Below are 11,668 nucleotides of genomic sequence, written 5' to 3'. Positions count from 1 at the left end.
CACCTTTGGGGGGGGGGGCCTTTTGGGGGTGGGCTGGTTCGGTTTCAACGTGGGCTCCGGGCTTGCCGCCAACCAAGGTGCCGGAGTGGTAATGCTGGCGACGATGGTCGCCGCCTGTGCCGGCATCGTCGGCTGGTTGCTCACCGAAACCGTCACCCATGGCCGGCCTACCGCGCTGGGTGCGGCATCCGGAGCATTGGCGGGGCTGGTGGGCATTACCCCGGCGTGCGCCTTCGTCGGACCGCTGGGTGCGTTGGTGATCGGCTTGCTGACCGGCGGCGTGTGTTTCTTCGCGGTGACCAAGTTCAAGCAGGCCCTGGGCTACGATGACAGCCTGGATGTGTTCGGCCTGCATGGGGTGGGGGGCATCGTCGGGGCGCTGCTGACCGGGGTTTTCGCCGCGCCGGCGCTGGGTGGTTACGTGGAGGGCGTGACGCCGTTCGGGCAGGCGCTGGTTCAGCTGAAGGGGGTGGCGTTTACCTTCGTCTATTGCTTCGTGGTCAGCTGGGCGATCCTTGGCGCGATCAAATTGACAATTGGCTTGCGCGCTTCGCAGGAGAACGAGGAGCAGGGGCTGGACTTGGCCGAGCATAACGAGCGGGCGTACAACCTCTGAGGCGGCGGGTGTACATGAGCGAAAGCTGCACTGTGCATTCCTCAACCGACAGTCGCCCGCCAGGCGAAAAAAAAACGCCGCAGGTCGGACCTGTGGCGTTTGCGGGGCAGCGATCAAAGGCTACGGCAACTCACCAAAGGCCTGGATCTCGATGAGGTACTCAGGCGCGGCCAGTTGTGCGCCCACGCATGCGCGTACAGGCGGCTCGTCTCCGACCCAGGCGTCGTAGACGGCGTTCATGGCGGCGAAGTCGTCCATGTTGGCCAGCCAGATCTGAATACGCGAGATGTTTTTCTTACTCGCGCCCACTTCTGAAAGCCAACGCTCGAGCTGGGTCAGCACGCATTGGGTCTGCTCGCCGATGCTGCCCTGGGGCGCTTCGGCGACGATGCCAGAGGTTTCGATACGGCCGTTTATCAGCACCATCTGGCTCGCACGGGCGCCAGGCTTGATCCTTTCGATCATAGACCCTCCTTAGAACAGCACGTAGGTTTTGCGCAGTGGCTCGCGAATGTCCCAGACGCCTTCACAGTTCTCCGGGAACAGCACGGCATCACCAGCGCGCAGCTCGACAGGCTCGCCACCGTCTGGGGTAAACGTGCACCAGCCGCTAACGATGTGGCTGAATTCGCGGTTCTTCAAATGGCGACGGAAAACGCCGACGCTGCTCTCCCAGACGCCGATGCTGGCGCCGACCGCTTCATCGGTCTGTGCCTGGCCGGTGGCGGCCACGGCGACGATGTCGCCGATTGGCAGTTTGGCTGGGGAGGTTTCACCCAGTGCCGACTCGGCAGCGTTTCGTACAACGGTAAGAACTTGGGTCATCAGGTACTCCTTGGTGTCTCGGTCGTTCAGGTTGGTTAGTAACTGCCTGCTTTAGCGGGAGTCAGTGAAGAAGCCTGCTGCAGGTCAAGCTTGCTCGTCTCTGGGGCCAGCCACCAAGAGATGAGTGCGCCAAACAGCGAAATGACAGCCGCTGCGAACATGGTGTTGGCGATGCCCAGCGACGCGAGTGAAATAGGCACCAGATAAGTTCCGACCGCAGCGCCAATGCGCGAGAGCGATGTTGCAAGCCCCACCGCGGACGCGCGGATCTCGGTCGGGAAGAGTTCATTGGGGTATACATATTCCAGTACCTGGGCCCCGCCGATCATCACCGCGTACCCGCCGAACAGGATGAGCACCAGGGTAGGGGACGCGTCCGGGAACATCCCCAGCAGCAGCAAGGACAATCCTGACCACAGGAAGCTGTGGATCAGCATCTTGCGCCGGCCCATGCGGTTGATCAGTTTGGTCGCCAGGAGGCAGCCCAAGGTAAACAGGAACGTAATGGCGATGGAGCCGTAGCTGGCCCAGTCACCGGTCAGTTTCAATGCTTGCAGGACTTTGGGGGCAAACGCATAGATGGCGAACAGTGGAACAATGGCACAAGTCCAGAACAGCGTGATGAATGCCATGCGCTTGCCATAGCCGGAGTGGAACAGCGACCACACGGAAGTTGGCTTTTCGCTTACCGCTTCTGGCAGATCACTGATGGAATACGAGGGCCCGTATACCTTCTTGATCACCGCATCTGCTTCAGCCACGCGCCCTTTGTTCAGCAGCCAGCGTGGCGACTCCGGGGTGCCAGAGCGGGCGATCAGGAACAGTGCGCCAGGTACCACCGCACTGGCCAAGACCCACCGCCAGCCGTCATCACCCATGGCGCGGAGCAAGAGTTCACCTACCAGGTAGGCGACTGCGGCGCCTGCGAACCACATGAGTACCATTGCAGCCAGCAAGGGGCCTCTGTGCTTGCGGGGCAAGAATTCGGCCAGCAGGGATGTGGCGATCGGGTAGTCAGCGCCGACAGCGATACCGATCAGCAAGCGCCAGGCAAACAGGGCCCACGCTGACTCCACCCAGAACTGCGCGACCGAAAAGCCTACGATGGCGATCAAATCAACCAGGTACAGGATTTTTCGGCCGTACTTGTCAGTGAACCACCCGCCTAAAAATCCACCTAGAAAGACCCCAATCAAGGCGGACGCTGCAATCAGGCCTTCCCAAAAAGCACTAAGGGAAAGGGCGCCTGAAATCTGAACCATGGCAACGCCGATAATGCTTAATACATAGCCGTCAAGAAACGGCCCCCCCGACGAATAGACCGCTAGTTTGCGGTGAAACGCATTGAGTGGAGCATCCTCGACGGAACGTTTTGAAACTGACATTTACGACCTCTTGTTTTTATTGCGCGCACAGTCATCGGCCCGATGGCGGGTCAACTATGCGGGTTATAACTAGCGGGGGAGGCGCCTTGTCCAATGGGTGACTTGCGCACCTTGGCATCCTGCCTTGCGTCACTATGGCATCGATTGTTAACAGGCCATATAACGCACAGGACAAGTCATAACAGTAATCGGGCTTTTCGATTCTTTACTGCGGTGGTCGAGTTCGGGTAAGAAGTGCGTCCAGTACAACTTCACAGGCAGCTCCCCAGTTGGCGCTTACCGGTTGGTGCATCAACACGGACAGCCCTTCGGCAGAGAAAGTCCCCGGAGTTGCAATTGCCCAGCCCAGTGACTGGAGACTTTTGTCGGGGTTGGATTCCGCAGAGCCTACACAGTCCTTGATATTGCCAAGCACCAAGGCGCGGGCCTGGTCAGCGGGCAATCCTTTTTCACTCAACCATTGCTCAAGATCGTGCAGCAAGAAGTAAAACCAGCTGTTCATGCACGCTGCGACGGTTGCAAGCTCGAACGAATCTTCGTCTTTCAAGGTCACCAGCTGGCCCAACGTTTCGAGCAGGTTCGCCGTCGCCGCATCAGGCGGGCAGACGACAACCGTCGAGCGGTTGAGCTTGGCTGCGCATGAGAGCATTGCCCGCACGCAGTCGGCTTGCGGGAATGCGGTGCGCAGTTGCTTCAGGCTTATGCCTGCCGCAAGCGAGATCAGCTTTTGGCCGGGCTTCAGGTGAACTTCATTTGCCACGCTTGTGATATGTTCTGGCCGGACGCCGAGCAGCACGGTTTCGCTGCAATCAACGACCGCCTGATTGTCTTGCAGAACCTGGCATGCGCATTCTTCAGCCAGGGTCTGGGCGCGTTCCGTGTTTCGCGGAGACAGCATGATCACGCCGGTAAACCCGCCGCTGCGCAATCCGCGAACGATGCTTTCAGTCAGTTCACCTACACCGATAATGCCCAGGCTCTGCATGTCGTCCCCTTAGCTTTCCATTCCGGCGCGGTGCTGACCCCAGCGCAGATTCAAGTTCACGCCAACGCTCAGAAACGGTTCGGGAGGGTTGCGATTCGGCCCTTCGGCACTCAACAGGAAATCAGTCAGCTCATCGCGTTCGCCGGCGAGCCAGTTGGCCAGCAAAGTGCCGGTCACGGTGCCGCGGGTGATGCCCAGGCCATTGCAACACAGCGCGCCATGTACATTGCGCGCGAGTGAGCCGAAGTGCGACATGTGGTTGCGCGACAAGCACATGGAACCACCCCAGGTGTACTCGAACGGCAAGCCTGAAAGCATCGGGAAGCGTCGTTCGAACGAGTCCCTGTGCTGGCGCCCGGCACGATCCAGATAATGCTGGTGGGCACGACCATCGGCATTGAAGCTGAAACTGTTGCGCACGAGCAGGCGTTGATCGGGGGTACGACGTAATGTGCTACCGAACGGATCTGCGGGGATCACGCCCCAGGTTTCCTTGCCGCCGAGTCGCTGCTGTTCCTCTGCCGTCAGGGGGCGAGTCATGCTCGCGTAGGTGAAGATAGGCAGCAGACGGCCCGGCAGGAAGCCGAAGTGCGAAGCAAAGGCGTTATTGGTGAGCAGCAATTGGTCGGCGATGATCTCGCCAGCGTCGTGCCTCAGCGTGACGCGGTCGCCCTGTTCGATAGAGGTGATGACCGTGCCCTCGTAGAGGGTAACGTTGGCCGGCAGCGTCTCTGCGAGCCCTTTGGCCAGTGCCGCTGGCTGTAGCAGTTTGGTACCGGGGGTATACAACGCCTTTTTGTAGAACGATGTACCCAGATGATCGGGAAGATCTTGTGCATCAATCATTTCATAGGGTTGGTCAAGCTTTTCGAGGCCACTGCGATATGCCTCCAACACCGCAAGCCCCTTGGCTTCCACGGCAGCTTGATATTTGCCATCTGGCCTTATCTGGCAGTCGATGCCGTGCTCTTTGATCAATTGCTCAAGGATGCCCTGCGCCCGCAGATTGAGCTTCAGATTCATCCGGGCAGTCGGCAGCGGGCCAATATAGTCCGCAGCACCAATGTCATGAGGCAGGTCGATGGCGAAGCCTGAGTTGCGCCCGGATGCGCCAAACCCCACGACTTGGGCCTCGATCAGAATGATTTCGTCTGCTGGAAAATGGAAGGCGAGCTGGCGTGCCGCAGCGAGGCCGGTGAAGCCTGCACCCAATACAACCCAGCGTGCCGAGCTGCGGCCCTTGTGACCAGGTTTTGGAGTGCGGGCCGGGCTCAGGTGGAACCAGCCACAGCCGTTGTCATCCGCAGGGGTGGAAGTGCTTCTGTACATGCGAATCTACTTTTAAATGTTGTTTGAGTCACTATCGCACCCATCGCCGCGTGAAAATATAACGGCCGGGACGACTCATGGAAGGTTCTGGCTGCGCCTTGAAAGACATACGCCGCGGTCCGATCGGAGCCGCGGCGTGCGGTTTTTTTCAATGGGACTGAAGGCTGGTATCAGGCCCAGATGTCGCCGATGGTGAAACCTTCGGTGAATGGATCGTCATGATCCAGCACGAACGTGTTCAAACCATAAATCCAGCTTTTGCCGGTAATGGTCGGTACCACCGCCTTATGGCTGCCGATGGTGGTTTCGTCGATCAGGCGGCCGGTATAGATGTTGCCGACAATGCCCTGGTGCCGGAATTCTTTGTTCAGCGGCAGCTCGCCTTTGGCGTGCAGTGTCGCCATCTTCGCGCTCGTGCCGGTTCCGCATGGGCAGCGATCGAGGGCGCCTGTCCAGGTGGCCGGGTCATCCCAGGAGAAATCGCCCGAAGCCATGGTCACGACATTCTTCCAATCGGCTTTAGGGTCATCGGTAGGCCCCGACAGCTGCGAGATCGTGATGCCGACACCTGGATAGTCGGGATGCGCCACCGGCAATTGCTCGATGGCCGCTTCCCGGATCATCGAAGAAATACGCGCGATCTCGCCGCCGTGCTGGGGAATCAGCTCAAGACCCTTGAACTGACGTACATCCGCGATCACGTAGAACATGCCACCCCAGCCGACATCGACTTTGACTTTGCCCAGGTGCGGCACGTCGATGACGGCGTCCAGGTGCGCAGCGAAGGCCGGCACATTCTGGAAAGTAACGCCTTTGACCTTGCCATCCTTGCACTCTGCCTTGATACGGATCAGCCCAGCTGGGGCTTCGAGCACCAGTTCGGTCAACGGTTCTTTCATGGGCAGCAAGCCCATTTCCAGCAATACGGTAACGACAGAAATGGTGTTGCCGCCAGACATCACCGGGTACTCGATCTGCTCCATGATCACATAGCCGGCGTCGGCTTCCGGGTGGCAAGGTGGAACGATGATGTTGCAGCAGTGCGCAGGGTAGCCACGAGGCTCACGCAACATCAGTTTGCGCAGCTGGTCGTCATTTTCCTCCAGCCACTTCATCTTTGCATACACGGTGTCGCCGGGCACATGAGGTACGCCGCCGGTGATCACCCGCATCGGAGTGCCGGCGTGGGTGTCTACTGCGTGGATCGTGCGCTTGAAAGACATGATGAGTATTCCTTGTTATTGGCTAACGCGTTTCGGGGAAGGGTGACGGTGGGTCTCGACAACTGTGGGGGCGTCGATCACGTCCTTGTTCGAGAGCAGGCTGCGGCAGAGGGTGTAGGCGGTCAGCAGCATGTACACAGCGATAGGCAGGCCGACCACGATGCTGGCCATTTGAATGGCCAGAAGCCCGCCCGCAATGATCAGGCTGCCCGCGATAGCACCTTCGAGTACGCACCACATGATTCGTATCCACTTGGGCGGGTGTAGCGACCCAGAGGAGTTCAGCGTCGATATCACCTGTGTCCCGGCATCGGCAGCGGTAACGAAGTGCACGGCAAGCAGCAGGCATACGACCAGGCTCAGGATGCCGCCGACGGTCGGGCCGTCCAGCCTGCCGAGGAAGGTGAACATGGCAGTGGTGGTTTCGCGACGGGTTTCTTCAAGAATCGGACCGCCTTTGAACGCACCGGCTGCGGACTGCTCCGCCACGGGCAGGTTGGCGTAGGCATGGCGCACCTGTTGTTCATCTTTCAGGGCGGTGCCACCGAATACCGACATCCAGATCAAGGTGACGATGGTGGGCACCAGCAGCGCGCCGAAAACCAGTTCCCTGACGGTGCGGCCTCGCGAAATCTTGGCGATGAACAGCCCTACGAACGGCCCCCAGGTCATCCACCATGGCCAATAGAACGCGGTCCAGGTTTTCTGCCATTCGCTACCCGCTTGGGCGTCCGTCCAGAAGCTCATGCCCACGATGTTCTGCATATAATCACCGGTCGTTTCGAACAACAGGTTCATGATGAAGTTGGTTGGCCCCAGCGCCAGCACCACGGCTACCAGTCCCAGAGAGATCCACATGTTCAATGTGCAGAGACGTTTCATCCCTTTGGACACACCGGCGAGCAGAGATATGGAGGCGATAATCGTGACCACGACGATAATCGACAGCTTGAAAGTCAGGCTGACGGGAAAGCCGAAGACGTGGTGCAGCCCCATGTTGATTTGCTCGACACCGAGGCCGAGTGCCTGGGAAACGCCGAAAGCTGTGACGACCGCGCCGACGATATCGACCGTGTGACCAATCGGGCCGTAGATCCGGTTTCCAATTAGGGGATAGAGAATCGAGCGCAGCGCCAGGGGCAGGCCTTCGCGATAGGCAAAATAGGCCAGGCCCAAGCCGATGATGGTGAAGATCGACCACGGGTGCAGGCCCCAGTGCAGCATGGTGATGCGCATCGCCATGCTGGCGGATTCATCCGTGAACCCCGGAGTGAACGGGTTGCTTGCATAATGCAGCACAGGTTCGGCAACCGACCAGAAGATCAGGCCCACGCCCATGCCGGCGCTGAACAACATGGAGATCCATGCCGCGAAACTGTATTCGGGCTTTTCGTCAGGCCGCCCGAGACGCAGGGTGCCGTAGCGGCTCATGGCCAACACCGCCAGCACCAGCAGCACGCCGCTGACCAGGGAGATATAGAACCATTTGAAGTTGTCGAGAATGGCGTCCGAGGCGAGTTTGAAAACGCCCGTGGCTGATTCTCCATAGATGCCGCAGAAAATGACGAAGGCCATGACCAGGGCAAGTGACCAGACGGTCACGGTGGGGTTCAGGCCCTTTAGAAGGCCTTGTTTTGCACGCATCGGCTATATCCTTTTTATTCTTGAAAGCTGTAAATCAGCTCGGCATATCGATGATCGAAACGTAACGAAAAAAAGCTGATGCGCGGCGCTAGCCGCGCACCAGCCAACCCAGGTATCCACCTGGAAGGGTGATGTTCAGGTTCTCCAGAGAGGGGCCCGCTCCATGGGAGTAGGGCACCAGGTCGATGTCAGAGGTCGACAACCAGGTTGGATGTCGGTCGGCTGCAGCAGAGCAAGCGCAGGCCTTTGTCAATTTCGCGCTGGCGGATACCGCCGTTGTGGTGCATTTCCACAGTGCCTTCCAGTACGGCGGTCTTGCACGTGCCGCATACGCCCTGACTGCATGACGACGGCACTACTGCACCCGCTTTTTTCGCAGCAGCGAGCACGGTCTGGTCGCCGCTCATGGTGAATTCCTTGCCTGACCGTGCCAGGCGCACCGTAAAGGTGTCGGCGGCGGGTGCTGCGTCGGCCGAGGCGGGCGTTTCAACTTCCACTGCGGCTTCGGCGTTGATATCGAAGCTTTCCTGATGGTAGTGGCGCATGTCGAAGCCGCCGCTTTGCAGCAGGGCTTTCACCGCGTCCATGTAGCCTTTCGGGCCGCAGGTGAACACCTCCCGCTCGAGGAAGTCAGGGACCAGCTGTTGAAGCTGCTCGACGGACAACCGGCCGGTTGGCCCCTGCCAGTCCGGTTCGTCCCCGTTGCTCTCGCAGAAGAAGAAGGTCTTCAGGCGTGGCATGGAGCGTTCGAGGCGCGACAACTCATCGCGGAAAATGATGTCTTTCGGGGTGCGGGCGCTGTGCACGAACACGATGTCCAGGTCGGCATGCAGATCCGCAGCGGCGCGAGTCATGGCCATCACCGGCGTTACCCCCGAGCCCGCCGAGAGGTAGAGCAACTTTCTGGCCGGTGCGGCTACGGGGGTGAAGATGCCGGCCGGGCCGGAAGCCACGAGCGCATCACCGGCACGCAGGTTGTCGTGCAGCCAGTTGGAGACGACGCCGCCCGGCACCCGCTTGACCGTAATGCTGAAGGTGAAGGGGCGCGTCGGCGTCGACGACAGGGTATAGCAGCGGGAGATGCTCTCGCCGTTCACCACCGGCGACACGGTGAGGAACTGCCCTGGTTCGTATGCCAGCGCGTGATAATCAGGGCAATGGAACACGAATGTCTTGACGTCGTGGGTTTCGTCCACGACGGTCAGGCATTCGATTCGCTTGGTTTCGCCGCTCGCCCACTGCACGCCAAAGGTCGCCCAGTGGTCGGTGTCGGCGAAGCGCTGATCAGCCCGCAGGCTGGCAATATTCTCGATCATGCCCATCACCATTAAATCCCGTGTGCTGCGAGGCGAGTGGAGTACCAGCGTGCAAACTGATCAACATACGGCTCGGTGAATTGAGAGTACGGTCCGGGTACGAATGCCGGATCCTGGGTGCCGCTATGGGTGATCGCGACGAGGCTTGCGTCCTGTTGAGTCGTGGCGACCCAGACTTCGGTCAGACGCTGCAGGTCGTAGTCGACGCCTTCCACCGCATCCTGGTGAACCAGCCACTTGGTACGGACCAGGGTTTTGTCCGGCGACAGCGGGAAGATCCAGCTGATCATGGCGTGGTCGCTCATTACATGGGTCCAGGCGTTGTTGCCCCACATGTGAGTATCGCCGAGATCTTTGCGGGTGAGGTTGCCGAGCAGCTTGGTGCATGCCACCTTGGTGTCCAAGGTTTGCGATTCGCCGGAACCGGCGATGATCATGCGCTGGGTGCGGAATTGGGTCGGGGCATCGTCTGCCAGGTGTTCCACCGTGGCATAGAGCAGGCCGTCGCTTTCCCAGTTGGCTTCGATGCCGGCTTTACGAATCTGATAGGCATCGTAGGAAGCCCGCTGCTCGTCGGTCATTTCCTCCAGGCTTACACCCAGGTCTTCCGACTGGTAGGAAACGATCAGCTCAGGGTGAGTCCCTTCGCAGTGATAGCATTCGCGGTTGTTCTCCATGACCAGTTTCCAGTTGCCGTTCTCGACATAGTCGAGCTCGTAGGCAATCTTGGTCTTGGTCAGGTCAAACGGTTCGAAGCGCGGGCGCATGGTGTCCGCCAGGACCTTGATGTCCTCTGGCGGCGTATCGCTCAGGCAAACGAATACGTGGGTGCCAATCACTTCGCAGTTGACCGGGATCAGGCTGCGGCATGAAGGATCGAAATCGGTACCCATGTGCTTGGCGTGCTTGAGGCTGCCGTCCAGGTCATAGGTCCACTGGTGGTAAGGGCAGACCAGCATGCCGACTGTGGATTTGCCAGCCTCTTTCAGGCGTGCACCGCGGTGGCGGCAAACGTTGCGGAATGCGCGGACCTGCTCGTCGTCGTCACGCACGACAATGATCGACGCTTTGCCGATATCGACCGTGTACACATCGCCAGGCTCAGCGACGTCAGCGGTAACGGCAACCAGAATCCAATGTTTGTGGAAGAACACATCAAGATCGTTTTCGAATACGTCTTGGCGACTGTAGAGTTCGCCAGGCATACCGAAACCAGGCTTGCGAGAATCCAGCAACTCGCGATGCGTTTTGATAGGGGAAGTGCTCATTGTAATCCTCACGGGCTCTTATTTTTAGTTCGCCATGAACGCCAGTGGATTATTTGAGCACGCCCATATCTCGTCAACGCACCAATTCTTACGCTTGCATAACTCCAAGTTATTCAGTGACGATTTTCTTGGTGGGTGGCACCGCTTTACTCTGCAGCCATTGGACCACGGCGGTCACGTTCGCTGTTACGGGACGACCTTTTGGCACGATGAGGTAATACGACTTCTTGGGCCTGACGACGAAAGGTTCAAGTTTGACCAGCTCACCGCTGTCAATCAGGTGATCGACCATCCTTCCCCACCCCAGTGCGATGCCGTAACCGTTGACTGCGGCATGAATGGCATCGGTGTAAAGGCTGCAACGCAGGTTGATGGTCAGCTTCGAGTAATTGGCGCCTAGCTCCTTGAACCAGGCCGGCCAAGTGATCCAGCCTTCCGAGGTGGCTTCTGCGTCCAACAGCCCAGCGGTAGTCAGATCTTCAAGGGTTGATGGCATGGGGTTGCGAGCCAGCCAGGCCGGAGAGCACACCGGAAAAACTTCTTCTTCGAACAAAAGAATGGCCTCACCGTCATCCCAATGACCGTTGCCGAAACGAATGTCCATGTCGAAATCCGGCGCCTTGAGGTCTCCCAGAAACATCTGGGTCGACAGCCTGAGCCTGACGTGGGGTAGGGCATCTACCAGCGTATTCAGGCGCGGCATTATCCGGAACTGGGACACGGGCGCGGTGGACGACAGGACGATTTCCTCCTTTTCATTACCTTCCAGTATCTGGTCGAACCCGCTGGCAATTTTCTGCAACGCCTCTGAAATGATGGCGAACAGGGTCTGGCCTGCCTCGGTCAGGTAGATATTGCGGTGCATGCGCTGAAACAACTGAGCGCCAACATTTTCTTCCAGAAGCTTGATCTGCTTACTGACAGCGGCTTGGGAAACACCCAGCTCTGCCCCGGCGAGCGTGAAGCTGTTGTGACGCGCGACGGCTTCGAACTGGAGTAAGGCGGTCATGGACGGGATGATGCGCCGGTAGCCTTTATGTTTGTTATCCGTCTCGTGGTTTTTCATACGGGGTCCGC

General features: G+C 59.0%; 11 protein-coding genes. 1 reads left to right on the top strand and 10 read right to left on the bottom strand.

Features of this window, described 5'->3' with window-relative positions; translation table 11 throughout:
• On the top strand, positions 1-616 hold a 616-nt coding region (locus tag AC07XM_RS23120; protein WP_146026078.1), incomplete at its 5' end, for an ammonium transporter.
• Positions 617-736: 120 nt separating this feature from the next.
• Here the strand turns inward: AC07XM_RS23120 and AC07XM_RS23115 are convergent.
• The 10 genes from AC07XM_RS23115 to AC07XM_RS23070 form a co-directional block, all read right to left on the bottom strand.
• Positions 737-1,081 (bottom strand): RidA family protein, encoded by a 345-nt coding sequence (locus tag AC07XM_RS23115; RefSeq protein WP_102689154.1) that lies wholly within the window; start codon positions 1,079-1,081, stop codon positions 737-739.
• A gap of 9 nt (positions 1,082-1,090) precedes the next feature.
• The gene (locus tag AC07XM_RS23110) at positions 1,091-1,441 is read right to left on the bottom strand and encodes a cupin domain-containing protein (protein ID WP_102689153.1); all 351 of its coding nucleotides are present in this window, start codon (positions 1,439-1,441) and stop codon (positions 1,091-1,093) included.
• 35 nt (positions 1,442-1,476) lie between these two features.
• Positions 1,477-2,826 (bottom strand): MFS transporter, encoded by a 1,350-nt coding sequence (locus AC07XM_RS23105; protein ID WP_102689152.1) that lies wholly within the window; start codon positions 2,824-2,826, stop codon positions 1,477-1,479.
• A 205-nt stretch (positions 2,827-3,031) separates the two neighbouring features.
• Positions 3,032-3,811: an NAD(P)-binding domain-containing protein gene (locus tag AC07XM_RS23100; RefSeq protein ID WP_102689151.1), complete on the bottom strand. Its 780-nt coding sequence runs from the start codon at positions 3,809-3,811 to the stop codon at positions 3,032-3,034.
• A gap of 9 nt (positions 3,812-3,820) precedes the next feature.
• Positions 3,821-5,140 carry an NAD(P)/FAD-dependent oxidoreductase gene (locus tag AC07XM_RS23095; protein ID WP_102689150.1) on the bottom strand — a complete coding sequence of 440 codons (1,320 nt, stop codon included), beginning with the start codon at positions 5,138-5,140 and terminating at the stop codon, positions 3,821-3,823.
• A 170-nt stretch (positions 5,141-5,310) separates the two neighbouring features.
• A complete protein-coding gene (locus AC07XM_RS23090) occupies positions 5,311-6,363 on the bottom strand; it encodes a proline racemase family protein (protein WP_102689149.1) in 1,053 nt (350 codons plus the stop codon).
• A gap of 15 nt (positions 6,364-6,378) precedes the next feature.
• Positions 6,379-8,007, bottom strand: a complete 1,629-nt coding sequence (locus AC07XM_RS23085; RefSeq protein WP_102689148.1) for a BCCT family transporter — start codon at positions 8,005-8,007, stop codon at positions 6,379-6,381.
• A gap of 188 nt (positions 8,008-8,195) precedes the next feature.
• Positions 8,196-9,329 (bottom strand): FAD-binding oxidoreductase, encoded by a 1,134-nt coding sequence (locus AC07XM_RS23080; RefSeq protein ID WP_102689204.1) that lies wholly within the window; start codon positions 9,327-9,329, stop codon positions 8,196-8,198.
• A gap of 5 nt (positions 9,330-9,334) precedes the next feature.
• Entirely contained in the window at positions 9,335-10,591 is a 1,257-nt protein-coding gene (locus AC07XM_RS23075; RefSeq protein WP_102689147.1) for an aromatic ring-hydroxylating oxygenase subunit alpha, read from the bottom strand.
• 109 nt (positions 10,592-10,700) lie between these two features.
• Positions 10,701-11,657 carry a LysR substrate-binding domain-containing protein gene (locus AC07XM_RS23070; RefSeq protein WP_102689146.1) on the bottom strand — a complete coding sequence of 319 codons (957 nt, stop codon included), beginning with the start codon at positions 11,655-11,657 and terminating at the stop codon, positions 10,701-10,703.
• Positions 11,658-11,668: the final 11 nt, after the last annotated feature.

The sequence above is a fragment of the Pseudomonas sp. GW460-LB5 genome (assembly GCF_059423245.1).
This window is presented reverse-complemented; position numbering and strand designations above follow the sequence as displayed.